General features: G+C 60.2%; 24 protein-coding genes. 7 read left to right on the plus strand and 17 right to left on the minus strand.

Going from position 1 to position 24447, the window contains the following annotated elements; genetic code table 11:
• Positions 1 to 197: 197 nt before the first annotated feature.
• Complete coding sequence (locus NOV21_RS00290; RefSeq protein WP_283169644.1) at positions 198 to 1442, minus strand: hypothetical protein; 1245 nt, start codon at positions 1440 to 1442, stop codon at positions 198 to 200.
• Here NOV21_RS00290 and NOV21_RS00295 point away from each other — a divergent pair.
• Positions 1414 to 1566: a hypothetical protein gene (locus NOV21_RS00295; protein WP_283169645.1), complete on the plus strand. Its 153-nt coding sequence runs from the start codon at positions 1414 to 1416 to the stop codon at positions 1564 to 1566. The two genes, NOV21_RS00290 and NOV21_RS00295, sit on opposite strands and share 29 nt — an antisense overlap.
• A gap of 206 nt (positions 1567 to 1772) precedes the next feature.
• Here the strand turns inward: NOV21_RS00295 and NOV21_RS00300 are convergent, their stop codons facing one another.
• The 7 genes from NOV21_RS00300 to NOV21_RS00330 form a co-directional block, all read right to left on the minus strand.
• Positions 1773 to 2936 (minus strand): acyl-CoA dehydrogenase family protein, encoded by a 1164-nt coding sequence (locus NOV21_RS00300; RefSeq protein WP_283169646.1) that lies wholly within the window; start codon positions 2934 to 2936, stop codon positions 1773 to 1775.
• 10 nt (positions 2937 to 2946) lie between these two features.
• A complete protein-coding gene (locus NOV21_RS00305; protein WP_283169647.1) occupies positions 2947 to 3438 on the minus strand; it encodes a PaaI family thioesterase in 492 nt (163 codons plus the stop codon).
• Between the two features lie 67 nt (positions 3439 to 3505).
• Entirely contained in the window at positions 3506 to 3802 is a 297-nt protein-coding gene (locus NOV21_RS00310; RefSeq protein ID WP_283169648.1) for a ferredoxin family protein, read from the minus strand.
• Complete coding sequence (locus tag NOV21_RS00315) at positions 3799 to 5091, minus strand: FAD-dependent oxidoreductase (RefSeq protein ID WP_283169649.1); 1293 nt, start codon at positions 5089 to 5091, stop codon at positions 3799 to 3801. The genes NOV21_RS00310 and NOV21_RS00315 overlap by 4 nt, the downstream gene beginning before the upstream one ends.
• 17 nt (positions 5092 to 5108) lie before the next feature.
• Positions 5109 to 5999, minus strand: a complete 891-nt coding sequence (locus NOV21_RS00320) for an electron transfer flavoprotein subunit alpha/FixB family protein (protein WP_283169650.1) — start codon at positions 5997 to 5999, stop codon at positions 5109 to 5111.
• Between the two features lie 44 nt (positions 6000 to 6043).
• On the minus strand, positions 6044 to 6796 hold the full coding sequence (locus NOV21_RS00325) for an adenine nucleotide alpha hydrolase family protein (RefSeq protein ID WP_283169651.1): 753 nt from the start codon (positions 6794 to 6796) through the stop codon (positions 6044 to 6046).
• Between the two features lie 123 nt (positions 6797 to 6919).
• Positions 6920 to 8074 carry an acyl-CoA dehydrogenase family protein gene (locus NOV21_RS00330; RefSeq protein WP_283169652.1) on the minus strand — a complete coding sequence of 385 codons (1155 nt, stop codon included), beginning with the start codon at positions 8072 to 8074 and terminating at the stop codon, positions 6920 to 6922.
• Positions 8075 to 8342: 268 nt separating this feature from the next.
• Here NOV21_RS00330 and NOV21_RS00335 point away from each other — a divergent pair, with 268 nt between their 5' ends.
• A complete protein-coding gene (locus NOV21_RS00335) occupies positions 8343 to 8996 on the plus strand; it encodes a TetR family transcriptional regulator (RefSeq protein WP_283169653.1) in 654 nt (217 codons plus the stop codon).
• 95 nt (positions 8997 to 9091) lie between these two features.
• Here NOV21_RS00335 and NOV21_RS00340 read toward each other — a convergent pair whose 3' ends face one another.
• From NOV21_RS00340 to NOV21_RS00365, 6 genes are all read right to left on the minus strand, one after another.
• On the minus strand, positions 9092 to 9637 hold the full coding sequence (locus NOV21_RS00340) for a flavin reductase family protein (protein ID WP_283169654.1): 546 nt from the start codon (positions 9635 to 9637) through the stop codon (positions 9092 to 9094).
• Positions 9638 to 9670: 33 nt separating this feature from the next.
• A complete protein-coding gene (locus NOV21_RS00345; protein WP_428978380.1) occupies positions 9671 to 11113 on the minus strand; it encodes a sodium-dependent transporter in 1443 nt (480 codons plus the stop codon).
• A 108-nt stretch (positions 11114 to 11221) separates the two neighbouring features.
• A complete protein-coding gene (locus tag NOV21_RS00350) occupies positions 11222 to 11752 on the minus strand; it encodes a cysteine hydrolase family protein (protein ID WP_283169656.1) in 531 nt (176 codons plus the stop codon).
• 462 nt (positions 11753 to 12214) lie between these two features.
• Complete coding sequence (locus NOV21_RS00355) at positions 12215 to 13693, minus strand: ATP-binding protein (protein WP_283169657.1); 1479 nt, start codon at positions 13691 to 13693, stop codon at positions 12215 to 12217.
• A 971-nt stretch (positions 13694 to 14664) separates the two neighbouring features.
• Positions 14665 to 15117 carry a (deoxy)nucleoside triphosphate pyrophosphohydrolase gene (locus NOV21_RS00360; RefSeq protein WP_283169658.1) on the minus strand — a complete coding sequence of 151 codons (453 nt, stop codon included), beginning with the start codon at positions 15115 to 15117 and terminating at the stop codon, positions 14665 to 14667.
• A 50-nt stretch (positions 15118 to 15167) separates the two neighbouring features.
• Positions 15168 to 15992 (minus strand): hypothetical protein, encoded by an 825-nt coding sequence (locus tag NOV21_RS00365; protein WP_283169659.1) that lies wholly within the window; start codon positions 15990 to 15992, stop codon positions 15168 to 15170.
• Here NOV21_RS00365 and NOV21_RS00370 point away from each other — a divergent pair.
• The 4 genes from NOV21_RS00370 to NOV21_RS00385 all read left to right on the plus strand — a co-directional run bounded on the left by NOV21_RS00370 (position 15991) and on the right by NOV21_RS00385 (position 18760).
• Positions 15991 to 16128, plus strand: a complete 138-nt coding sequence (locus NOV21_RS00370; RefSeq protein ID WP_283169660.1) for a hypothetical protein — start codon at positions 15991 to 15993, stop codon at positions 16126 to 16128. The genes NOV21_RS00365 and NOV21_RS00370 overlap by 2 nt on opposite strands.
• A 79-nt stretch (positions 16129 to 16207) precedes the next feature.
• On the plus strand, positions 16208 to 16834 hold the full coding sequence (locus NOV21_RS00375; protein ID WP_283169661.1) for a GTP pyrophosphokinase: 627 nt from the start codon (positions 16208 to 16210) through the stop codon (positions 16832 to 16834).
• On the plus strand, positions 16831 to 17514 hold the full coding sequence (locus NOV21_RS00380; protein WP_283169662.1) for a response regulator transcription factor: 684 nt from the start codon (positions 16831 to 16833) through the stop codon (positions 17512 to 17514). The genes NOV21_RS00375 and NOV21_RS00380 overlap by 4 nt, the downstream gene beginning before the upstream one ends.
• Positions 17483 to 18760 carry a sensor histidine kinase gene (locus NOV21_RS00385; RefSeq protein ID WP_283169663.1) on the plus strand — a complete coding sequence of 426 codons (1278 nt, stop codon included), beginning with the start codon at positions 17483 to 17485 and terminating at the stop codon, positions 18758 to 18760. Before NOV21_RS00380 ends, NOV21_RS00385 begins: the two co-directional genes overlap by 32 nt.
• A 47-nt stretch (positions 18761 to 18807) precedes the next feature.
• Here the strand turns inward: NOV21_RS00385 and NOV21_RS00390 are convergent, their stop codons facing one another.
• From NOV21_RS00390 to NOV21_RS00400, 3 genes are all read right to left on the minus strand, one after another.
• The gene (locus NOV21_RS00390; RefSeq protein ID WP_283169664.1) at positions 18808 to 19686 is read right to left on the minus strand and encodes a shikimate dehydrogenase family protein; all 879 of its coding nucleotides are present in this window, start codon (positions 19684 to 19686) and stop codon (positions 18808 to 18810) included.
• Between the two features lie 119 nt (positions 19687 to 19805).
• Positions 19806 to 20561 carry a transposase gene (locus tag NOV21_RS00395; protein WP_283169665.1) on the minus strand — a complete coding sequence of 252 codons (756 nt, stop codon included), beginning with the start codon at positions 20559 to 20561 and terminating at the stop codon, positions 19806 to 19808.
• 53 nt (positions 20562 to 20614) lie between these two features.
• Positions 20615 to 22132: a helix-turn-helix domain-containing protein gene (locus NOV21_RS00400; RefSeq protein WP_283169666.1), complete on the minus strand. Its 1518-nt coding sequence runs from the start codon at positions 22130 to 22132 to the stop codon at positions 20615 to 20617.
• A gap of 271 nt (positions 22133 to 22403) precedes the next feature.
• Here NOV21_RS00400 and NOV21_RS00405 point away from each other — a divergent pair, with 271 nt between their 5' ends.
• Entirely contained in the window at positions 22404 to 24152 is a 1749-nt protein-coding gene (locus NOV21_RS00405) for an FAD-dependent oxidoreductase (protein WP_283169667.1), read from the plus strand.
• Positions 24153 to 24447: the final 295 nt, after the last annotated feature.

Raw genomic sequence — 24447 nt, forward strand, 5'->3', positions numbered from 1 at the left:
TTAAGTGTAATACGCTCCAATTGAACCCATGTATTTCCTTTATCAGGGGTTTTCGGGCAATCTATTGAATTTCGATATCGTGCGAAAAAGCCATCGGACACAACACCAGAACGCCACAACCGAAATCCCGCAACCCTGAAAAGGGCGGGATGCGGCGCCGCCGCATCCCGCCCGATTAATACGATGGATTGGAATCGTTACGGTTGTCCGTTTTCCAGTGCCTCTTTGTGCTGATCTCTGAGTTTGATGAACTCGGCAAGCAGCCGAGCGGATTCCTCATCTTCCTTGCGTTGTTCTTCCTTGTTAAGGCGCAAGTCCTCGCGAATCTTATCGTTATCGGCGATGAGCAGGTACAGGACGCTGCCCGCTATCAGACCTACGCCGCCACCGCGCGCCAAAATGAATCCGGCAATCATGCCGGCAACGCCTTGATCGGTCTTATCGCGGCATAGATCATGGAAGATTTGCGCGCACACGAAGCCCTGGATGCACAACACGACGACGAGGATGGCGCCCGAGGCCGCAGCAGCAGCTTCATACACGGGGTAAATGAACATGCCGATGCCGGTGAAGATGATGTTCGTGCCGGAACCGTCGTAGATGGAATCCATACCCTGGCGTCCATCCTGCTTGTAACGCTGGTAGGTCGCTACGCAGTAAGGAGCGCTTAATGGTCCGGCAAGCGCCGGGTATGGCGCAAACAGGCCCAGCAGCAGATTGCGGATGCCACAGATAGCGTTCGTGCGGTTGGAATCGAATTCGATGTACTCGTCTTCGCGCAGCGCCTGCAGGCCCAATTGCTGCACAGTGATGAAATCGCCGTAGGCGATGATCCAGGCGATTGCGGCAATGGGAACCGCCTTCACCCAAGTAGCAAGATCCGGGAAGCCAATGAAGAACGGCGAAACCTGCATGAACATATTGCCGAAATCAGGGACTTTGATGATCTGCCCCGAGAAATTGTATTTGAACTCCCCGGTGACGCCGCCGACCACGATGAGCGCAATCACGGCCCAGAGAAAACTGTAATTGCCCAGTATGCGGAGCATCTTGTTCGAATCCATGTGCTTGCGGATGCGCTCGCTGAACATCAGGCCAAACACGACGGCAAGACCGGCAATGCAGGCCCACACCGCATCGTCTAGAGGGCCACCCTCCTTCAGGCGCGCATAGATGGCCCCGACGCCGGCGCCCAACACGATACCGGCCTTGACGCCGGCGGGAACCATAACGTTGAGTTTCTTCGACAGTCCGCTGAATCCGAGGAATAGGAAGAGCACCGCCAACTCCAACTGGACGGCTATCAACGCCTGAATACGGGCGATGCCCGGGTCGAAACTTTCAAGGAACGCGATCACGATGACTGCAGCCGGGGTAATCCAACCGCAGATGGAAGGCTCGCCCAACAACCAGTTGCAAAAATACAGCAGCGTCTCGAACACGACGAGCGCCCACGCCGTCTCAGGATCGAGTCCCAACGTGGACACGAGCACGGCGAGCATGCCGTACGACGTGCAGGCGTTCATGATGCCCGTCACCATCTCGGGCGGCGACATCTTGAAGTGAATGAACGGGAGCCTGATTCGCAAAAGGCCGATAGGGATACACGGCTGCACGCCTCCCGGCGCACGCTTCAAAAAAGCCATAGATTCCCCTTCCTTGTGATTTCGAAATGATTGATTCTGCTTCAGAACACATGGTTCAAGCAGCGAAACCCCCCATGATGCGCTTTTTCTAAGCGCACCGTTCACGGAGAGAAGCAACGGATCCCGTCAGTATCCGTACCTTTCTTTGATGAGCGGGGCAGCGATCCGCACCATGATCTGATCGGTTCCCTCAGCGATCTGGAAGCCACGGCAATCGCGCCAAATCGAGGACACGCGCTCCTCGTTGGTGTACCCCCGACCGCCGAAGATTTGGAGTGCATCGGAAGCCACCTTGGTAGCGCGCGCGGGTACGAGGCGCTTCATCAGCGCGACGGACAGGCGCGACTCCTTCGTGTGTCCCCGCGTCCCCACCTCAATCGCCGTGCGGTACACGCTGTCCTTCATGGTGGAAAGGTCAATCTCCATGTCGACGATCATCTGCTGGATGATCTGGAAATCGAAGATCGCGGATCCGAACGCCTTGCGCTCGGACGCGTAGCGGACGGCATCCTCCACTGCGGCCTGCGCCAAACCTAGCGCCGTCGCGCAGGTGAAGATGCGCCCCGTTTCGAACCAGCGGAACAGCTGCGGGAAACCCGCTTCGGAACCCGGAAGGCGATACCGCTCGTCGACCTCCACGTTATCGAACACGATGTCGGAAAACGGGAGCATCGACTGCCCTGCCTTCTTGATGGGGTACACCCCGATTCCGGGCAGGTCGTGTGGAAGCAGCCACATCGACAGTGGCGGATACTTTTTGATCTCTGCATCTGCATCGATCGCAGCGACCAATATATAAGGGGTGAACTCTCCATTATTCACGAAGGTCTTCCGCCCGGTGAGCACCAGCTTGCCCCCCTCGGTTCTAACCGAGGTCTTCATCTGCATGGTGTCGGAGCCACCTTCGGGTTCCGTAGTTGCCAGGGCGAACACCAACCGGCCGTCTGAAAAGTAGCGATCGCGCACCATGTCGAATCGGTCGGAATCGGCAAACTCGCCCATGATCTGCAAGTTCAGCAAATCGTTCGCAAACGGGAGCGTCGCTCCGGCAGCCCGGGCGAGTTCCTCGATGACAAGTACCTGCGCGAACAGGTCGTATGTACCGTTTTCATCGCGATGCACGACATTGAACCCCTTGAAGTCGAGGTTGACGAAGTCCTTGACAACCTCGTCGGGAAGGCCGGCGTCCTTCTTCCATCGCGAGATGTTCTCGAACGAAAAGTGCTTCTCGCCGAAGGATCTCATCTCATCGATCAGCTCGCGGTGCTTGGGGGTGATTTCCGAATACATCGCCGCCCCTTCAGCTCACATTGCCAAACTGTTGATCGTTGCGAGGATAGAATGGCTCCAGCAGCGGGCTTTCCTCGGTCAGATACTCGAGATTGAACAGGGTCGACGTCGCGGAGACGAGCACCTTGCCAACCGAATCGGTGACGTGGCATTCGACCACCGATGTACGCTTTCCTCCGTGGAGCACGTTTGCATCGAAGAGGATTTCCTCCCCGACACAGACGGGCTTCAAGAAGTTCACGCTCATCTGCACGGTAGTGTTCGAATAGCCCATGGTATGCGCCGCCATGCCACACGTGGAGTCGAGCAGCGCCATGATAAAGCCACCATGCGTGGTTCCGATGATGTTCGTCGCGCCTTTGGGAACCGTCATGCGATTTCTCACGTGGCCGCGCTCGATCACGTCTGCATGCAGCGCTGAAAATCCCGTCATATCGGACAAGTAGTTAAGAGCCCCCTCGACGATGTAGTCGGGAAGTTCCCCGCGCTCTCCCTCGCTCATGTGCGTTCCTCCCAATGAAGAAAAAGCCGGACCAGGGGTTCTGGTCCGGCCAGCATATCATTAAGACCTACCCGAAACGGTATTCGATCCCCATCGTAGGTTGCGGGTTGGTCCATTTGATGATGATGGTGCCCCCGCAGGCGATACGGCAGGTGCCGCATTCCAGGCAGCCGGCGTAGTCGAACGACTTATTGCCGTCCTCGTCGCGTTTGTACAACGCCGCCGGACAGACGCGGATGAGCTTGTCGAATTCCGCATCATCGCCTTCCAGATCGACTTCGATATGCGCGTTATCCTCATCGACCTCATATTTGTTCAGCGACAGGTACTCGTCAACATTCACTTCGATCTCTATGTTGCTCATAGGGCCTTCATCGCTCCCCTCGCATCGCGCAGGAGGTTCATGATGCCGACCTGTTTGATGATTGGTTTCATGGTTTTCTTCACCGGACCGACCGGCGTGCCGTCGACCACGAACATCTTGTTCATGGCATCACGTACCGTTTCGGGATATCCCTTGAACATTCGGCCGAAACCTTCCATAAAGGCCGGCACGTGTTGGAATTGACGCAGGTCTTTGAGAACAAACGAATTCTCCAGCGCATCAACATAACCTCCAAGCCCCGATTTGGAGGTATCACCCGCATCGAGCGCCTTAGCAGCCTGCTGGCCGGCGATTTGGCCGGCTGCCACCGCATAATCCATGCCGCGCACCGTGTAACCCAGGTTGACGCACATCATAGCCGCATCGCCTGCGACGAGCACGCCGTCGCCAATGAGCTCGGGCATCATGTTGATGCCGCCTTCGGGAACCATATGGCCGGAATGTTCCACCAGCTTGGCGCCGGCGAGGACGGGAGCCACGGATGGATGGGCCTTCAGATCCTCGAGCATCTGGTATACCGGACGGGTAGCATGATTGGCAATCGCCTCAATGCCGGCCACAACACCAACCGAGATGGATTCCTTGTTGGTGTACACGATGCCGCCGCCGAACAGGCCATGGGTGGCATCGCCCGCAAAAAGCCATGCGGCACCCTCGCCTGGCGCGCACTGGAAGCGTGCCTCGATTTCCTTGGCAGGAAGCTCGAACACCTGCTTCACGCCGACGGCCATGTACCTGGCCTCGGGGCGCTCGAACCCGACCGCTTCCTTGGTGAGCAACGAGTTCACGCCGTCGCACAACAGCACGACCTCGGCGGTGATCTCGTCCTCGCCGGCGCGGACGCCGATGATCTTCCCAGACTCGTCCTTCATCAACGACTCAACGGCGATGCCGTTGATATATTCGGCACCGGCCTCCTCGGCCTGCTCCTGCAGCCATTGGTCGAAGGTCGCGCGTAGGACGGTGTAGGACTCCTGCCCGTCTTTCGTCAGCTCGTCGGAGCTGAAGTCGATCGTGAAGTTGGAATCGGGCGCCATGAGCGAGATGCGTTCATGGGAGACCTTGCGCTCGAAGGGAATATCATCGTAATTGGCGGGAAACACCGACTTCAAACAATGAGCATAGATGCGCCCACCCGTCATGTTCTTCGCGCCCGAGAAGTTGCCGCGCTCGACAACCAGGACGGCCTTGCCCGCACGGGCGAGCTCAAGGGCCGCCACGGAGCCGGCGAGACCGCTCCCGACGACGATTGCATCGAAATCTGCCATTAATAGCTCCCTTTCGGTTACAGAGCAGCAGTCAGTGCGGGAAGGATCGTCTTCAAATCGCCAACCAAACCGTAATCGCACTGCTTGAAAATCGGAGCATTCTTATCCTTGTTGATAGCAAAGATGGCACCGGAACGATTGCAGCCGACCATGTGCTGCATCTGGCCGGACACGCCGGCGGCAAGGAAGACCTTCGGAGTGACGATCTGACCGGACACGCCAATATACGCCTCGTGCGGGAACCAATCCACGCCCTCGGCGAGAGGGCGAGAGCAACCCACGGCGGCATCCAGCTTGTCGGCGAGCGCATAGGCCAGATCGAGGTCGGCCTTGTCGCCGAAGCCGCGACCCACGGAGATGACCGCATCGGCCTTGGTCAGATCGACGCCGCTCTTCTCAATCGGGGTGCTGGCGACCACTTCGATAGCAAACTGGGGCTCGACCCAGTCAATGACGACGGTCTCGTTGGCACCGGAAGCGGCAGCATCTGCGAACACACCAGCACCGATGGTATAGATGGCCACGTTGCCAGCAGCTTTTTGCACGCGCTCGGCAACGCCGCCGAAGTACATGGAGGAAGCGGAGCCATCGGCGGCGACGCTCATGGCATCGGTGACGACGGAGGTGCCAGCATGTGCGGCGAGCTTGCCGGCGACGATCTTCATGCGGCGTGTGGGTTCTACGAAGACGACTTCAGGCTGCTCGGCATCGAAGAATGCGATGATGGTTTCGGCGGAGCACTCGACAGCGATGCCTGCGGGAACCTCAATGGTTGCAACCTTGTCGGCGGCTGCTTCAGGAGCGGCATCGCCGATCATGATGAGAATGACTTCATCGGCGACACCGCGTGCGCCGGCAGCGAGTTCACGAGCAACGTCGGTATGCTCGGCTATGACGAAAGATTTCATGCTTTTCAATCCTTTCAGTGGAGATGCGACGAGCGCACGTCTTCTTACAGAGCAGCCTTGAGTGCGGCGGCGAACTTCTCGATGGCGCCTTCGTCGGTAGCATCGGCGATATCGAGCTTGCGCTCCGCCTGCTCGGGGGCGAGGCAGGAAACCGTCTCGAGGGCGCTCGCAGAAGCGACGTCTGCAGCGGCGACGTTCATCGGCTTCTTGCCGGCGGCCAGGATGTCCCTCATGCCTGGGATACGGGGCACGGCGATGTCGGGCACGACGGAGACGACGGCAGGCAGAGGCACGCGAACGGTCTCGATGTCATCCTCGAGCAGGCGCTCGATAACGACTGCACCGTCGGCGACATCGATCTTACGAGCTGCGTTCACCACGGGCACACCCATCTTGGAGGCAAGCTGCACGTCGACCTGCTGTGCGTAATTGTCAGCGGAGCCGTCGCCGCAGATAACAAGGTCGCATCCGCCAACCTTACCGATGAGTGTAGCAAGCTGCTCGGCAGTCGCATGGGCGTCGAGCCCGTCGCAGGCATCGTCGGCGATCATGAAAAGCTCTTCGGCACCGCGTGCAAGCACGTTCTTCTTAAGTTTGGATTCGTCGATGGACTTGGGGCCGACCGTCACGGCAATGACCTTGTCATCGGCGCCGGCAAGCTGCGTAGCAGCTTCGAAGGCGTTCAGGTCGTAGGTGGAGACGGTGTTCTTCGCTTTGGAGTAATCGAGGGAGCGGTCAGCTGCGACCTGGATGTCCTGGTCGTCAGGTACGACTTTGAATGCAACGACGATGTTCATTGAATGTTCCTTTCTACGGAAAGACTGTGGCCCGAAGCGCGTGCGGCGAAGGGCAGGCAAGCATAGTCCAGCCACCCCCCGCACAGCCGCCGATGGAGAGGGGGATAAGGCAAGCGAATGGTCTTATTTAGCGTATTTCTTGGCTACCTGGCGACCGGCGATATAGGCCATGATCTCGGGCGTGCCACCGCCGAACATGTTGCCGCGCAGGTCGGACCAGATGCGGCCGATGCGAACTTCGGAGGTGTAGCCCAACCCGCCATAGATGGACAGAGCCATATCGCCCACGTTGAAGCACTCGGTGCAACCGTAGCGCTTCAGCAGGGCGGAGTCGAGCTGCACTGAGATGCCGTTGTCAAGCTCCCAGAGCACCTTGTAAAGCATGTTGCGCGTGTTCTGGACACGGATCTCCATCTCGGTGAGCTTTTCCTGGATCATCTGGAACTTGGCGATGGGCTTGCCGAACGCCATGCGCTGGTTGGCGTAGGCGGCGGCATCGTCGAGAGCGGCTTGGGCTAGGCCGAGCTGCTCGGCAACGATGAAAGCGCGCTCGACCTCGAAGTTCTTCATGAGTAACATGAAGCCCTCGCCCGGCGCTCCCACGCGGTCCTCCTCGGTGACTATGACACCATCGAGGTAGACTTCGCAGAACGGAATGCACTGCTGACCGATCTTGTGCAGCGGGGCGGTGGAGACGCCCTCGCGATCCATGTTGATGAGCCACAAGCTCATGGAGCTGTTCTCGCGGGCGGGGTCTTCGTCCTTGGCGACGACGATCGTGTAGGGAAGCTGGGCGCCCATGGTGACCCAGGTCTTCTGACCGTTGAGCATATAGGTGCCGTCAGCCTGCTTCTTGGCGGTGCAGGTCATGCTGCGGTTATCGGAGCCCGCACCCGGCTCGGAGATGGACAGCGAGCACAGGGGCCAGCCGGTTTCCATGTAGGCATCGACGCACTTCTGAATCTGTTCGGGGGTACCGAAGTTGCAGATGTCGATCATATCGAGCGAGTTCTGGTACAGAATGTGGTTGCAGCCAGCAGAATGGTAGAGCTCTTCGATCATGAGGCCCAGGGTCACATGGTCTGCGGGAATCCCACCGTACTCTTCAGGGATGCCCATCAAGCCGAACCCGGCATCGCGGTACGCCTCAGCAATCTCGTCGGGCATGGTGTGGGTTTCGTACATCTCCTTGATGACGTCCTCGGTGAAGTGGCGATCGCAGAACTCGCGTACGCTTTCGAGCAGCAGCTCCTGCTCATCAGTCAAGCTGAAATCCATTAAGATCCTCCGTCCGAACGCATTAAATCAGCCGGATTCCCGGCTTGCTTCATTGCAGAGAATACGCTAGCGTCCCTATCATTTGGACCACCAGAATCGCAATTATGGGTAGTTTTCATCCGAAACGACCTTGGAAAACTATTTCTTTCTTTTATCGAACTACTATATTTCAGGACTATTTTGCGATAATAGGGAGCAGAAGGAGTAACATTCGTTCATCAAAATGCCAAAAGTGACCGGAAACAACTTGGGGAGAGGGCGATCCGTCGTGGCATCGAAACAAACCGTACTCGAACTGGCTGAAGCATTCATAGCCCTCACCGGGGAAAAGCCTCCATCGAAGATATCCGTTTCAGACATCATCTCGGCCGCCGGCAAGAACCGAAAGACCTTCTACTATCATTTCGTTGATAAGAACCAACTTATCGAATGGATCTTCCGCTACGACTTCGCGCGCGAGCTGAAGAAGCGCCTTCCTTCCTCGCAGCTCGTGTACGAGAGGGACTACGATGCGCCCTATTCCGACCTACCCTATTACGCCTTCGTGAAACGGGGCATCCGCTCGCTCGACGGCTCCCAGATATTCGACGCGCTCGCCACCTGTTTCGAGAACAGGCGCGACTACTACGCCAAGGTTTTGAAGATGTGCGAATCAGGCAACCTTGTCGATTATATGTACAGCCTCTTTCTACCCGCCATGAAACGTGATGTCAGATTCGTGCTCAGCAATCGCCAGTTGAAGGATGCGAGCGTCGACTTTCTTGCCGAGTTCTACCTAAATGCGGCGCTCTCGCTGATCGTCCGACGCATATGCGACCCACATTACATCCGCGTCACTGAGGGCGTCGCCCCATTTGCGAACATCGTGCACCAGTCGCTGGAGAGCACCATCAAGGAGCAGCAGCTCAGGCGCACACTCTAGCTTGTCCCAGTGTAAAGAGGCTTTCCCGAGAAGCATACGATGGAGCCGATGCAGCACCAGAATACGACAGCGAGAACCAGGAATCGGGACGGATCCTATCCTTTCAGGATGTAGGAGTCGACGATCTCACCCACGTACATCACATGCGTGTAGCAGCTGGCGCCGACATCGATATCGGTGACGTTTTCGGGATAGAACCGCTGCAACGCCCATTCGGGGAAGTTCTCCTTGACCATCTCGTGCCGGTAGAGCACGCGGCATTCGAGGGTGAGCGGCACCTCCTTGATAGCGGGAACATCCACGACCCGGCCGTTCACCAGCGTGAGCCCCAACTCCACGATCTTGTTATGGTCACGCCCGCTCGTGCTGCCGGCGACGCTGAACACGTCTTTGCTCAGGCGGCCATCCATGGGAACGTTGATGGTGAATTCGGGATGCAGCTCCATCAGGCGATAGCTTTCGCGGCTCGTGCGGATGAAGGCCGTGAACACCGGACGCCCCCACAGCGTGCCGATCTGGCCCCAGCCGATGACCATGGTGTCCACCTCAACGCCGACTTTGGTGGTGAAGAGAATCCCCCGCGGGTTCGCCTGGGCGATCCTGTCGGCATATTCGAACGGTTCGATATCGAGTGGCAGCATGGCCGGTCCTTTCGACGCGATGTCTCCGATGCACTATCCTATACCAAACCAAATGGCGAATTTGGGCGCATACCCCATTATGAATATGATGACCCCCAGCACGGGGATACCGTACGTGCACCACAGGCGCATCCATCGGGGGAAGCGGACGCCCGCCCCCGCATCCGCCTCGTCCACGAAGCTATCCCAGCTCCAGCCCCATTTCGTGCAGCAGAACACGGTGAAGACCAGGCCTCCCAGCGGGAGGATGTTGTTGGATACGATGAAATCCTCCACGCCCTGGATGTCGCCGATGCCCGGCACCACGACGCCCGAGAGCACGTTGAAGCCCAGCGCGCACGGCAGGCTGAGGATCGCCAGCGCCGCGCCGTTACGCAGCACCGCTTGCCGTCGATTCCATTTCCACCGGTCCATGCTCCATGTGACCAGAAGCTCGAAAACGCCGATCACCGTGGACAATGCCGCAAACCCCATGAACACGAAGAACAGGGCGCCCCACAGCTGCCCGAGCGGCATCTGCCCGAACACCACAGGCAGCGTCTGGAACACGAGCGAGGGCCCGCTATCGGGACTGATGCCATACGCGAAGCACGAGGGGAAGATGATAAGGCCCGCCATGATGGCGACCAGCGTGTCCATCCCCACCGTGGAGAGGGCCTCGCCGGTGAGGCTGCGCTCGCGGCCGATGCGGCTGCCGAAGATCTCCATGCCTCCCATGCCCACGGACAGCGTGAAGAACGCCTGCCCCATAGCCGCGTACACGGCGTTGCCGAAGGTTCCCAGCTGCTCCGAGGCGGTTTGTCCCGCAAACAGATGGCTGAAGTCGGGCAGCAGGTAGAATTCCAAGCCCGCAGCGGCGCCGGGCAGCGTGACGGCGCGCACGCAGAGGATTGCCAGTATCACGAAGAGCGCCGACATCATGACCTTCGACACGCGCTCGACGCCCTTTTCGATTCCCATGCCGCAAACGATCACGCCGATCGCGACGGAGAAAAGCATCCAGGCGATCAGTTCGCTGGGGTTGCCCGTGAGGGAGGCGAACGCCTGGGCCGCCGCATCGGCACCCGCCCCGTTGAACATGCCCGACCCCAGGCGCGGGATGTAGGCGAGCATCCACCCGCAGATGGTGGTGTAGAACATGAGCAGCAGAAACGAGCCGACGTATCCCCACGGCTCGAACCAGCGAAAGCTCTTCGCGCTGGGGAGGACATGGAACGCCCGCGCGGTGGAGCGCTGCGACGCGCGGCCGACCGCGAACTCCATGATGAGCACCGGCAAGCCCAACGCGAGCAGGAACAGCAGGTAGAGGATGATGAACGCCGCGCCGCCGTACTGCCCGGTGATGTAGGGAAAGCGCCATACGTTGCCCAGCCCGATGGCGCACCCGGCGGCAACCATGATGAATCCCAGCCTGCTTTTGAAATGCTCGCGCTGCTCCGATTGGGCAGCGGCGCTCTGCGGTCGCTCCACGTGCATCCTTCCCGCGATGACGATAGACGGGCGACATTCTACCAGTTCGCCGACGGACGGACGGCGCAAGCGCCCCTTTGCCCGGCAAATGCCCAGCGGCGCGCGGCGGTATTGCTACAGCACCTTCACCTGGCAGCTCGCCAGCGTTGCCAGCGCCGCATCATGGGATGCGGGCGTCACCCCCGCGCAGCACCCCGCCTTCACGTACAGCGGCACCTCGGGCAGGACGGCCTTGACGAGAAGCGCGTTGCTGACCACGCAGATATCGGTGCACAGCCCGATGAACTCGATGGATTCGATCGGCTCGACGGCGTTCGCGCGGGCAAGGTAGCGCGCAAGCTCCGCGGACCCGAAGGAGGGCTTCTCGAACACCTTCGCACCGAGCTTCTGTTGGAGCGCCCGCAAGGGCGCGATGATATCCCATCCGGGAGTGCCCTTGATGCAATGCTCCACCGGCAGGTTGCGCCCCTCCTGGGTGTCCAGGTAATCCGCCGCATGGGTGTCCTGCGTGAAAAGGACCTCGCCGTCGAACCCCTCGACCTCGTCGACCGCCGCCGGGACGATCGCCTCCGCTTCCGGCGTGCCCAAGGCGCCGTCGACGAAATCGTTCTGCATATCAACGACCACCAGGATCTTCTTTCCCATATCGCTTCCCTTCCCCAAGCCGATACCCCGTTGATTGTATATCAGGCGGCGGAAGGCGCGCATCCGGTTGTCAGCGGCTACTCTGCGTTTCATCATCTTTTCATGGCAACAAAATATCAAATTTTATCCATTTTTGACCTATAAAGCCCTTTTAAATGGATAAAAATTGTAATTTTATCTTACACGGATGCCGAAAGCACTCGCTTGCGCTTCTCCAGCATGCCCAGCATACCCGCGCGCGGGCGCATGCCCCCATTTCATCACCAACGCGTGAGGATTATTAAGCTTTCGTTAAGTGACAGCATGCTAGGGGTGCTTGCATCTTATCCCTTATAGTCGGGCGTCCTCCTTGACAAAGGTGCCCGGGTCGATCTTTTCGATCTTTTCGATCTTTTCGATCTTTTCGATCTTTTCGATCTTTTCGATCTTTTCGATCTTTTCGATCTTTTCGAGCGCTTCCAATCAGCCGTTCAGGCGATAGCTCTGCCTTGAGCTCCTGAGCTCCCCGATCCTTTCGACCACATCCCTCTCGACGAGCTTCTTCAACTGGTAGTTCACCGTGCTGCGCGGCATCCCGAGCGCCTGGGCGATCTCGGCAGAACTCGATTCCCCGTGCGCTTCGAGATAGCCGAGAACGCGATCGGCCCCGCTCCCGCGGCCGTTGCGAACCGCTTCGCCAGGCGGGATCGTCGGGGCGCTCTTCCTGAGAACGATGGAGAACATCGAAATTGAGTCGGCGACCACCGGTCCGCCCATTCCTCTTTCGCGCAACAGGGTCTCGATCAGCTGGAAACCCGTCCCGCGGCTCTCCGCGACGAACCCGCCTTCGAAGGGGGTCGTTTCCAGCAGTGCAGACAGATGCTGGTTGCGCGTGGAGGAATAGCCCGCCGAGCCGATAGTGTCCACGGTGACGGTGCCGTACAGGCCCCCCGGGCTCAGCACTTCCATTCTGTCCGAATAAAGGTTCACTTGCACTTGCGTGCCCCTTCCCATAGGCGAGTAATCCCTGTGCATGAGGGCATTGCACACCGCCTCGCGCACTGCGTCGGTGGGATAGTCGGGCACATCGACGCGAGCCCTGTCGCGAAGAATGCTGCGGGTTCGCGAGTTCCGCCGGACTGCCATTATCGTGTCGTGGATGATCTGGGGAATCGGCCCCGCCATGGTTTCGGAATCGAGATACTTGACCTTCTCGGCCGACGTTTTCGCAACTCCAGGATAGCAGGTGAAGGAAACCGTCAATTGCGGATAATACTTCTGCGGGTATCGCCCCAAAGCCAGCAGCCCGGCAAGCGTCGGCCGCAACTGCCCGGATTGGTCCCGAGCGGCAACCACAAGGTCGACCAACGCGTCCTCCTCGGAAATCGAGGCGAATACGCGAGGGTGCAGCATACGCTGGCGCTCGAGCACTTCTGCAACGAGGTTTCCGTCAAGGTCGTCCATTCTGGCGTTGGGCACGATCTCAGCATCGAAGGAAGGCTGGTATTTGTTCTCCGTCAGACGATCGATCTCGTATGGGCTCAGATGTCTGTCGCCGTCGAAGGAGCGAACGTACGAACCTTCGTGCATTCCCCGCTCGGTTACATAGACCGGCTTGTCGCGCGGGGCAACCTCGGGGACGCTCGCCAGAACGACCAAGGACCCCTCGAACGGGAGTATTTCGATATGCGCACGAACGGGAGGGCTCATTTTGTCCGAGCAGGCGCCCGCCAAGGCATTCGCGATCCGCTTCGCTTCGAAGCCCGAGGCTGGCTGAAACCCGTTCTTCTCCGACAGCCCCAGCACAATCGAGCCGCCCGACCCGTTGGAAAACGCGGACAGCGTTTCGACCATGCTCGAGGGGAGCTTCCCAACGGATTCCTTCACCTCCACCCGCTCGACGTCGGTGCCGACCTTGCGGAGCCTGCCGATCAGGTCATCCAGGTATCGGGTCTCGTCCACATCTGCCTCGTATCTTAATCATCGTCGCCTCCCGGCGACTTTCAGTCCTATATTCCTGACGACCGGATATGGGGCATGATTTCCGTCAGACGGGGGGTCGCGTGATGCCAGTCCGCTGGGGTTCCATCCCCTTCGGGGGGCGGCCGGCCGGCAACCCTGGAAAGGGCTGCCGTCGTCCTATACCAACGAGCGAGCACCGCGCTGCCGCCGAGCATCGCTTCGCTCGCTCTGCCGATCGGTTTTTACTGTAAGGAGGCTCGCGCCCCCGCCCGGCGGAGTTGCGCCAATCAGCTGGATAGCGGTTCATCGCTTTATATCGAACGAGGCTGCGCGCCGCCGGTGCGAGGGGGCAACCGCCTCATCAACTTACCAAGCTGCTTAACAACTTACCAAATTATTGCGCTGTTGTTAAGCGCATTAGCAAGAAGCGTGTGATTCGCATTACATCGCGTAACGCCTTCGTAGGCGAGAAAACTCGGACACCCCCGTTCCTTCTTGCGCATGCGTGGTCAGCGGACTTTCGCCCTGGCAGACCGACTGACCGCCGCAGTTGCCAGCAACCGAGATGGCCATTTCTGAAATTGCTGTTTGGGATATGCCGTATGGCATGGGTACTTTAGACCCAGCAAAGGAAGGCGATCGATACGCCTGCCGAAGAGAGGGGGACTTGCCATGAAAACCATCGCAAAAAACGCTACCCGCCGCGATCTCGCGAAGGCGCGCGCACTGGGGTAAGCCACGTTCGCTGGGACAATCCTGAGCGGATGCGCGCCCGCCGAGGCACATGCCGCCACCGTGACGGGGACCGTTCCGCAGACCTGGGATTACGAAAGCAAGCTCGTGATTGTGGGCAGCGGCGAGATCGGCCGAATGGCGGACCCCGGCGGCCCCACCAACACCGACGGCGACTAGGGCATGGTGAAGCAGATCGGAGGGCGTGCCTGCCTACTTGGACAGCGTGAGCCAGACCCTCATCCTCGGTGCCCGCGCAGGCCAAATCGCCGTCGACATGGACGCATGGACGTAACCCCCTCCCGCACGATGCCTTGCGCCTTGAGCGACCGAATCAGCCCGAAATCCGCGGGCAACCAGTCGACGGAACCGATAGTCGCGGCATCCAGCCAACGGGCGGCTTCGTGCTCCAGCAAGGCGTATCCGCCAACAAGGTGGCATAGGAAGCAGAGCATATGCAGATGGAACGAGGGGTAATCGTAATCGACGGTGTATACGAGCCGACCAACCGCGACCTCTGCCTTGAGCTCCTCGCGAATCTCGCGCGTAAGCGCCTCCTCGGGCGATTCACCCGGCTCGATCTTACCGCCGGGGAACTCCCATCTGCCCTTGAACTCGCCGTAGCCGCGCTGCGTCGCAAGCACGCTGCCATCGCGCTCGATCACCGCGGCCACCACTTCAACGGTCTTCATGCCCTCGCCTTCCGAATGGATGCGTTCGCTTCCCCCTGGGACGATAGCACCTATTCCGCATCGACGCGGCGCGAGGCGGTGCCCAATGCCATGCGCTTGTCGCGGGTGGCTCGCAGATACGCGTAGGCGACCCCGATGCCCCCGTACAGCCAGGCGGTGGCCACGTACTTCGCAAGGCTCATGACGTAGCTTGCGGGGCTCGCCACGATTCGGTACAGCGCGGACTGGTCGGCGAAGGGATACCCGGCCAGGGCATGGCCCACCGCCAGCAGCACGCCCTGGGCCACCATCAGCGCCATCATGGGGTAGGCGAGCTTTTGGACCTTGCGCCATGCCTCGCCCGACATGCGCTTCCGCACGCATGAGAACGAGGTGATCCACGGAACCAGGAAGCAAAGCATCAGGGGCACACCGGCCACGCCGCTGGCGAAGAACATGAACCAACCACCCACCTGGCCGAACGCCTGGAAGACCGTCTGGCTGGTGAAGACGAGAAGATAGGGGAGCACGCGCACGCAATGCGCGGCGATGATGATGCCGCCGAGGACCGACATCTCGGAGCGGATGGAGTACAGCTTCTTCACCATGGGACCGCGCTGCATCGCGCCGATGAACATGACGATCAGGTAGAAGCTCACCCCCGCGACCGCCGAGCTCGTCAGATTGAGGAATGTGTCGAGCAGGGGTATCGCGGCGCGCGTGGAATCGAAGCCGCCCATGCTCGCCGCGGTGGCGCCTGCGACGATCGCCGTCCACGGCAGGTAGAACGCCAGCGGGTGCGCGCGCAGGGGCTTCGCGCACAGCACGCAGAACGCCCACACGAACGGGAACACCTGCAGCAGGTCGGGAATGAATTGCGGAAGGAAGAAGACCATGGGCACCTTCGATTCGATGACGGATTCCCTCCGAGACTACGGCAGCGAAATTCGCGAGTCCCTCGGGAAAATCCCTGATTCGACAAGCGGGAGGGAGATGGTCTCCCAGATGGTCTCCTGCAGGAACCTTGGGTAACCGTCAGTTCTCAATGGACGAGGACCGGCAGGACCGCATGGTAAGATTGCGCGACAGCATATGCATCTGGAAGGATTCCATGGAATCGATTTACGCTGAATTCGCCGATAAGCTTCCTATCGTCATGCAGGATATCGTGGGCATGCTGGAAGAACGCAACCTGGCAAATCGCTCCGCAGGAGGGGAGGGGCTCTACGAGCACCTCCAGAAGCGCATCAAGAGCGACGCGAGCATGCGCGAGAAATGCCGGCGGCGCGGCCTGCCGGAAACCGCCGAATCCGCCCTTGCCGAGCTTACGGACGCCGTGGGATTGCGTGTGGTGGTTCGCTTTCTGGACGATATCCAAACCATTCGCCGCATATTCGAATCCTCGGAGCGCATACGGATCGTCGCCGAGAAGGACTACATCACCCAAGTGAAGCCGAACGGCTACCGCGGGTTCCACCTCATCCTCGCGCTGAGCGAGCCGTTCGAGGACGTCCGGGGCAACATCCCCGGAACCTATTACGCGGAAGTGCAGCTGCGCACCATCGCCCAAGACGTCTGGGCGAGCCTTGAGCACGAGCTCAAATACAAGCACGATATTGGCAACGCGTCGCTCGTGCAGAGCGAGCTCCTTCGGTGCGCCGACGGGCTGGCATCCTGCGATGTGCAGATGCAGACGATCCGCACCCTCATCGAATCATCGAAAGGCGATGCGCAATGAAGATACTGCTAGCGGAGGATGAAGCCGCGCTTTCGCGCGTGGTGTCGCGCGCGCTCGAAATCTCGGGGTTCGAGTGCGACGTGGCGAACGACGGGGTGGAGGCGTGCGAGCTTGCATCGCAATCCGCTTACGATTGCCTGGTCCTGGACATCATGATGCCGCGCAAGGACGGCATCGAGGCGCTGCGCGACATACGGGCGGCAGGCAACCTGACCCCCGCGATCTTCTTGACTGCGAAAGCCGAGGTGGAGGACTGCGTGGCGGGCCTTGCCGCCGGTGCCGACGACTACCTCGCCAAACCCTTCGCGCTGCAGGAGCTCGTGGCTCGCATACAGGCGCAAACCCGCCGCGCCCAAGCGTTCTCGCCCGAGGTGCTGCGCTTGGGCAACGTGACGCTGAACGTTTCGAACGAAACTCTCTCCAACGTGAATTCCATCCGCCTGCCCGACCGCGAAACGCGTCTGATGGAGCTGCTGCTGCGCAACCCCGATCGGGAGCTCTCCACCGAGACCATCCTCGACCGCGTATGGGGAGACGAAGACGGGGCGGACCCCGAGATCGTATGGGTGTACATCTCGTATTTGCGGAACAAGTTGGAATCCATCGCCGCCGACGTGATCATCGAAGGCGAGAAAGGCGGGGGCTACCGTGCCCAGATCGCAGAAAAGCCCTATCGATAGCCTGCAGCATCGCTTCATATGGATGTCCACCATCGCCGCGACGGTTCTGATAGCCCTCGTGCTGGTCACGCTCAACGTCGTCGCCTATGCGCGCATCTTCACCAACGAGGTCGCCATCGCGCAGATGATCTCGGAGAACGGAGGGGTCCTGCCCGATGATGCGACGATCGCCTTCGAGGATCCCTCTCCCTACGAGGACGCGCTGGGCGCGTTTTTCGGCAGCCATGAATTCGCACGGGACCGAACCGGCCTGGTGCGCTATTTCTGCGCAACGGTCGACGCGGACGGCACCCCCCTTTCCGCGGATGTCAGCCACATCACCGGCATCGACGAGGAGCACGCCCTCGCCCTCGCCCGCACCATCTACGGCGAATGGGGCTCATTCTCGTTCGACGATAGCGATTATTTCTATGCGAGCGCCCCTACCGGCGGCAGCGGCGAAAAGACGCTGACGGCGCTTGACGCCACCTACGAGCTGCACGAGCAGCGCGTGACCACGGCGTACTCCATCGTCATCGGCATCGCGTTCGACCTGCTGTTCCTGATCATGGTCATGCTGCTCTCGCATCGCGCTGTGCAGCCGTTCGAGCGCAACATGCGAAGCCAGCGGCAGTTCATCACCAACGCGAGCCACGAGCTGAAGACGCCGCTCGCCATCATGCAGGCGAACACCGATCTGCAGGAGATGGTCGGCGGGGCCACCGAGCAGACCGGGGAGATAAAGCATCAGGTGAAAAGACTCAACGAACTCGTCGAGCGATTGCTTTTGCTTTCGCGCCTGCAGGAGACCGACGCGATGGAGCTGGAGGCGACGGATATCTCGGAGATCGTCCAGAGCATCGCCGGGGAATGGAGAGTCCCCGTCGAGCAGGGCGGGAAGACGTTCGAGGCGAGCGTGGCGCCGGGGCTTAAGGCCAAGGTCGACGCCCGCATGTTCCACGAGCTGGTGAACATACTGGTCGACAATGCCAACAAGTACTGCGATGCCGAAGGCGCGGTATCCGTGCGAATGTCCGGCAAGGGATCGAAAGCCGTCCTCGTCGTCTCGAACAGCTACGCGGCGGGGAAAGAGCAGGACTTCAGCCGGTTCTTCGAGCGCTTCTACCGTGAAGACGAATCGCACAGCAGCCAACGCAAGGGTGCGGGAATCGGGCTGTCCGTCGCATCGCAGATCGTGGAGGACTTCGGCGGCACGATCCGCGTCTCATGGAGCGGCGGGACCATCTTCTTCACCGTGGTGCTGTAACGTGAGAAGGACGGCGGGGTGCTGCCCCGTCGCCGCGATGCAACGGGTTATTTGTACACCTTGCGGGCGATCATGTCGGCATCCATCTCGACACCGTACCAGATCTCCTCGCCGATGGCGGCCTGCTCGATCATCATGCCGAAACCCGGCACCGTGGTGCAGCCCTTCGCCTCGGCGTCTTTGATCAGCTGCGTGATCTGCGGGAAGTAGACCGTATCCGCCACGACCATGCCCTCCTTGATGAACTCGGCGGGAACCGGGGTGTCGGCGTTGCCCTCGCCCATGCCCACCGGCGTGCTGTTCACCAAGATGTCGGAACTTGCGATGGAGGCCTTCAGCTCCTCGTCGTCGCCGGTTCGGTACAGAACGACCCGCGTGCCCTTCAGCTCCTCGAGCTTCGGGGCGATGTCCTTCGCCTTCTGTTCGCCGAAGGTCCCCTCCATCTCGAACACGTCGATCTGCGCGATGCCCTCGAATGCCGCCTGCACGAAAATGGCGCTGCCCGCGCCGCCGCAGCCGACGAGCGTGAGCTTCTTGCCCTCCAGCTCGACGCCGGCTTTCTTCACGTTGCGCCAGAATCCGGCGCCGTCGGAATTGAAGCCTTTGGTCTTGCCGTCCTTGCAGCGGATCACGTTCACCGCGCCCATGAGGTCGGCGGCCTCGTCCATCTCGTCGAGCAGGGGGATGACCGCCTGCTTGTACGGCATGGTCACGTTGGACCCGTCCCAACCTTCCATCACCTTCATGGCGGAGATCACCGCGGGAAGATCCTCTTCCTTCTCGATGTCGAAGCACAGATACACCGAATCCTGGCCCGCCTGCCCAAACGACAGGTTATGTGTCGCGGGGCTCAGCGAATGGGTAGTCGGTTTCCCGATAAGCGTGATCAGATGCGTGTGACCGCTGATACGTGAAGTTTCACTCATGATTGCTTCCTCATACACTCTTTCTGCCGCTTCTCGCGCAGCGGCCGCGCTCTTTCCTGGTGACAACCAACCGGTGACAACCAACCGTATTCTTTGTCACATCCCCAGGTGATGGGTGGCTAGGACTTGCACGCCCTCGATACGATCCCCCTGCCGATGCCCGTGAGCCGCTCTATCTGCCGGATGGACAGCCCCCTCAGCCTCAGCTCGGCAAGGACCTCGTCCCTGCGCACCTTGCTTTCGACGGGAACCTCCCCGAGACCCGCTTCGCAAAGCACATCCTCGAGCGTCTCCAGGGCAGCTGCGTCGCTCAGCCTGAGAATCGGCTTGGATCGATGTGCAAGGCTGCTTTCATCGCACTGCGCCTTGTGGAAATCCGCGAACTGGCGGACACCTCCGAACAAATCGAGCACCGGTGCCGTCGTGCACAGCCGGGGCGAACCAACGTATTCTCGATAGCTGCTCCATTCGAATAGGCATGTTTTCGAGAGGCCCGCCTCGATTGGGTTCCGATGGATGTAGCGCACGGTTTCCATAAGTTGGGCGTCGCCCTTGATGGGGACGCTGCCATACCGTCCTTGCATCAGATGCCCGATATGATCGTGACGCCGATTGTAATACACGGCATATCTCCTGCCGCAGTTCTGCATGATGCGCGCAAGAGCAGCCATATCGGAGCGGAGAAGCAGATGGACGTGATTCCCCATGAGGGCGAACGCGTACAGGTCCGCGCTTCTATCGTCCAGTTCTTGCGACAGGACCTCCAGAAACCGGTCCCGATCGGCATCGTCTTCGAAAATGAGATGCCTGCCGCTGCCGCGCTGCGTTACATGGTAGATGTCCGCTTCGCTTTGTTCCCTTCGCTGATAAGCCATGCAACCACCCCCAGATTGGCGTTTTAATATCCTCAGTTTGCATACGTCATGTGTCAAAGGCTACGGTTGGCTGTCACGCGGCTGTCACGCTCCGCCAGGTCGATCAATTCCTGGTGGGAGTGGACGCCCAGCTTGGTGTAGATGTGCTTGATATGGCTCTTCGTCGTGTTGCGGCTAATCACGAAGTGATCCATGATGAAGCGCCCGTTGCGGCCGTGCGCCAGCAGGATGAAGATTTCGGTCTCGCGTGGGGTGAGCCCATGTTCAGCGGCTATGCGCTCGCAGCTCAGGTCGAACGCGCTATCGGACTCCTCTTCGGCACGCTGGCGTTCCTCCCCATCCTCCGAAACGCGGTCGTCGCCCGGCGTCTCAGCGACGGGAAGCTCCTGCACCCCATTGATGGTTGCCGTGAAACTGAATGTGCGGAACTCAAGCCACAGAAACGCGAAGAATGCGAACACAATCAATGTGCTGAAGCACACCGCCAGAAGCGTGTTGCTGCCGATGAGGGCGTTCGATTCGTGCCCCACGACCGCCCCGAACGTGATTCCGATGTCGCTCATGCACTCCGCTAGGCCGAACACCGGCATGAAGGCATACAGGTTGCGCTTCCCCACCCCGACGAACACCATCCACAGCAGCGCGACGAAGGCCACCTGCCCCGTATTTATGAGCGCCATGGGAACGGTAGCAAGGTCTGCGAACTCGAACGAGATGGGCGCTGAAAGCAAACCGGCCACCACGAGCAGCACGGCAAACGAGAACAGCCGATCTTCCTGCTCCTTGTTGCGCACCAATATCACGTACAGCACCAGGACGGCGATCACAATCCCCTCGAACCCCGCTTGCAAGGGCGCGTTCCTCACTTCATGAAGCGTCAGCGCGTAACCGTTCGCCATGCTGAAAAGCATCACGCAGAAAAAGAGCCCGTGAGACGAGCGGATAAAAGAGTCGGGGTTCACCAGCTCCACATCGTCCGCAGCCTCGCCCGATCGAAGCGTATCGAGCGTCTTCTTGCCGGAGTGGTACCCGAAGACCGCAACGATCACCCCCGCGATCGCGATGCCGGCAACCGCAGCTTCGGGGGACGGGACCATCGCCAGCAGCGGCGAGGCGGCACGATTGATCAAGAATCCGAATCCGATCACCGCTGCAACCTGCGCAAGCGACTCGAGCTTCAGGACACTGCAGGCGAATAAAACCTCCGCCAGCGCGATGGCGACTGCGCGCAGAAGCACGGTTGCCGTCAACGCAGCGGCGGGATACGAGGATGACCACAAAAGGAAGACCGCAACCATGATCGCTTGGCAGGCAACGGAAACGGCGCATATCGCCCGTGCGTTCAGAAGACGGGGCCGGAAACGCGCGATCAGGGCGAAACCGAGAAGGACCGCGCCGCCCAACAAGGTTGCTATTTCACGCGAGAGGCCGAACACATCGGCAGCCGCAGCGTACAGATGCGCATTCGTCAACCCTCCGCCGAAACGGATGAGGGCGAACGCGGCGATGCACGCCCAAAGATAACCGGACATCAGCAATGCCCACGGAGATGTGCGTTGTTCCTCTTTCATAGGATCCTTTCGGGCACGATTCTAACCTATCGGCGTGGCTTTCGACGAGAAGGCGCCGAATTGGCCAGTGCACCCATTTCCGACCTGGAGTTTTTCATCCCCTCACCCCACCGGGGGCATGGGGCTTGCACCATTGCCCCCCCCCGAAAATGACCCCACCCGGGCGGTGATTTCCCCGCACGTCGAAGCCATACTGGCAACATCGAATCGTCCGGGTCGACAGGAGTTCGGCTTTCGGACGGGAGGGTTTCCATAAGAGGAGGAAAAGAACATGAGCGAGATCGCGAAAAATGGGATTTCACGCCGCGGGTTCCTGACCGGAGCCGCCGGCATGGGCGCCTTGGCGGCGTTGGGCCTTGCGGGATGCGGCGGCAGCCCGAAGAGCGCGAAGGACAAGCCCGCCGATGCGGCAGCTTCCAGTGCGGCAGCCGGTTCCGCCGACTGGCTTGGCAGCGCCCCCGAAATCGCCAAGGGCGACATCAAGGAAACCGTCGACACCGATATTCTGGTCGTCGGAGCCGGCATGAGCGGCATCGTGGCAGGCGCCACGCTGGCAGACTTGGGTGCCAAGTTCGAGATCATCGATAAGGGCGGAGACGTTGCCGACAGCCACTACGACATCGGCGCCATCCACAGCCGTTGGCAGAAGGAGCAGGGCATCGACTTCGACGAAGGCCGCTGGCTGAACGAGTGGACCCGCTACGCCTCCTTCAAGAACGACCAGTCCGTCGCACGCACGTGGGTCGAGAACTCCGGTGCGACCGTCGAATGGCTCGTCGATCTGTACAACAACTTCCTGGGCGAGCCCGTCGATGCCACCGTCGACGTCGAGAACGGCAGCGACGGCAGGGCCGGCGGCACCAATTACTTCATCCCGCCCGAGTGCCACCACATCGTGCGCACCGCCTCATCCGATCCCCGCAAAGCCCGCGTCGACCACGTGGCGGAGCTGACCAAGTTCATCGAGAGCAAGGGCGGCAAGGTCACCTACAGCACCGCACTCGTCAAGCTCGTGCAGGACGAATCCGGCAAGGTCACCGGCGCCATCGCGAAGAACAGCAACGGCTACGTGCAGTACAACACCTCCAAGGGCGTGATCCTGGCCGCTGGCGGCTACGCTGCCAATCCGGATATGCTGAAGGCGCGCGACCCCGAGGCCGTGAAGTGCATCACCAGCCTGAACTACAACCAGAACAACGACGGATCCGGCATCAAGGCCGCACTGTGGGCCGGCGCGATGATGGACCCCGTGGGCGCGACCATGGTCTTCGACCGCGGCGTCGTGGCCCCCGGCGTCGATGCGGGCTACAGCGACGAGAAAAAGGGCACCTGGCCCACCAACGGCCAGTTCAACCTGGGAAGCCAGCCCTTCCTGAAGGTCGACCGCCACGGCAAGCGCATCAGCAACGAGAGCGCCAACTACGACGCGTGCTGCTTCGCGGCGGCGAGCCATCCGGGTGGGGTGTGGTGCCAGGTCTTCGACGTGAACGCACCCAACGACGTGCAGATCTTCAAGACCCAGGGTTGCTCCGCCATGACGTGGCAGATGCAGCTGAAGGACAAGACCGTCGACGAGGCGTACGATGAGAAGTACATCAGCAAGGGCCTGATGATGAAGGCGGATACGCTGGACGAGCTTGCAACCAAGCTGGGCTTCGAGGGCGACGACAAGGCTGCCTTCCTCAAGACCGTCGAGGGCTACAACGCGCTCTACGATGCGGGCGCCGACACCCAATTCGGCAAGGAGGCCTATCGCTTGAGCGCCATCCGCCAGGCTCCGTTCTACGGCGCATGGTACGGCGGCAGCCTGCTGACGACGCTCGACGGCGTGCGCATCAACAGCAACACGCAGGCCGTCGGCGAAGACGGCAACCCCATCGAGGGGCTGTGCGTGGTCGGCACCAACTCCGGCAGCTACTACGCGGGCAACTACCCCGTGTACCTGGTGGGCAACTGCTTGGGCCGTCAGGTCACCTTCGGCCGCTACGCAGCGCGCTTCCTGGCAGGCGACGTCAAATAACAGCATCCCGATACCGCGGCGGCGTGTTCCACGTCGCCGCAACCCTCCCAACGGGGACTGTATCAGAAGCGATTTTGGTACAGCCCCTTCTTCATGCGCCTGGTTTACTACCTGTGACAGGCAACCGGTGACAGGCAACCGTATTGTTTGTCACATTGTTTCTCACAGTTGTACGGTTGCCTAACACGCTGCACGCTGGACACGCTGGGGACATACGGCGCTAGATCGCTAACTTAATTACGTGACGGGCAACCGTAGCCTTTGTCACATTATTCGAGGGCATAACGGGCAACGC

The sequence above is a fragment of the Curtanaerobium respiraculi genome (assembly GCF_024609215.1).
GTDB lineage: Bacteria > Actinomycetota > Coriobacteriia > Coriobacteriales > Eggerthellaceae > Curtanaerobium > Curtanaerobium respiraculi.

What these genes read in the sequence shown, in the direction of transcription:
- NOV21_RS00300 (WP_283169646.1), bottom strand. Translation starts at nt 2,936, where the DNA reads ATGTATTCGGAAATCACCCCCAAGCACCGCGAGCTGATCGATGAGATG.
- NOV21_RS00305 (WP_283169647.1), bottom strand. Translation starts at nt 3,438, where the DNA reads ATGAGCGAGGGAGAGCGCGGGGAACTTCCCGACTACATCGTCGAGGGG.
- NOV21_RS00310 (WP_283169648.1), bottom strand. Translation starts at nt 3,802, where the DNA reads ATGAGCAACATAGAGATCGAAGTGAATGTTGACGAGTACCTGTCGCTG.
- NOV21_RS00315 (WP_283169649.1), bottom strand. Translation starts at nt 5,091, where the DNA reads ATGGCAGATTTCGATGCAATCGTCGTCGGGAGCGGTCTCGCCGGCTCC.
- NOV21_RS00320 (WP_283169650.1), bottom strand. Translation starts at nt 5,999, where the DNA reads ATGAAATCTTTCGTCATAGCCGAGCATACCGACGTTGCTCGTGAACTC.
- NOV21_RS00325 (WP_283169651.1), bottom strand. Translation starts at nt 6,796, where the DNA reads ATGAACATCGTCGTTGCATTCAAAGTCGTACCTGACGACCAGGACATC.
- NOV21_RS00330 (WP_283169652.1), bottom strand. Translation starts at nt 8,074, where the DNA reads ATGGATTTCAGCTTGACTGATGAGCAGGAGCTGCTGCTCGAAAGCGTA.
- NOV21_RS00340 (WP_283169654.1), bottom strand. Translation starts at nt 9,637, where the DNA reads ATGCTGCCACTCGATATCGAACCGTTCGAATATGCCGACAGGATCGCC.
- NOV21_RS00345 (WP_428978380.1), bottom strand. Translation starts at nt 11,113, where the DNA reads ATGCACGTGGAGCGACCGCAGAGCGCCGCTGCCCAATCGGAGCAGCGC.
- NOV21_RS00350 (WP_283169656.1), bottom strand. Translation starts at nt 11,752, where the DNA reads ATGGGAAAGAAGATCCTGGTGGTCGTTGATATGCAGAACGATTTCGTC.
- NOV21_RS00360 (WP_283169658.1), bottom strand. Translation starts at nt 15,117, where the DNA reads ATGAAGACCGTTGAAGTGGTGGCCGCGGTGATCGAGCGCGATGGCAGC.
- NOV21_RS00370 (WP_283169660.1), top strand. Translation starts at nt 15,991, where the DNA reads ATGGGCACCTTCGATTCGATGACGGATTCCCTCCGAGACTACGGCAGC.
- NOV21_RS00365 (WP_283169659.1), bottom strand. Translation starts at nt 15,992, where the DNA reads ATGGTCTTCTTCCTTCCGCAATTCATTCCCGACCTGCTGCAGGTGTTC.
- NOV21_RS00375 (WP_283169661.1), top strand. Translation starts at nt 16,208, where the DNA reads ATGGAATCGATTTACGCTGAATTCGCCGATAAGCTTCCTATCGTCATG.
- NOV21_RS00380 (WP_283169662.1), top strand. Translation starts at nt 16,831, where the DNA reads ATGAAGATACTGCTAGCGGAGGATGAAGCCGCGCTTTCGCGCGTGGTG.
- NOV21_RS00390 (WP_283169664.1), bottom strand. Translation starts at nt 19,686, where the DNA reads ATGAGTGAAACTTCACGTATCAGCGGTCACACGCATCTGATCACGCTT.
- NOV21_RS00395 (WP_283169665.1), bottom strand. Translation starts at nt 20,561, where the DNA reads ATGGCTTATCAGCGAAGGGAACAAAGCGAAGCGGACATCTACCATGTA.
- NOV21_RS00400 (WP_283169666.1), bottom strand. Translation starts at nt 22,132, where the DNA reads ATGAAAGAGGAACAACGCACATCTCCGTGGGCATTGCTGATGTCCGGT.
- NOV21_RS00405 (WP_283169667.1), top strand. Translation starts at nt 22,404, where the DNA reads ATGAGCGAGATCGCGAAAAATGGGATTTCACGCCGCGGGTTCCTGACC.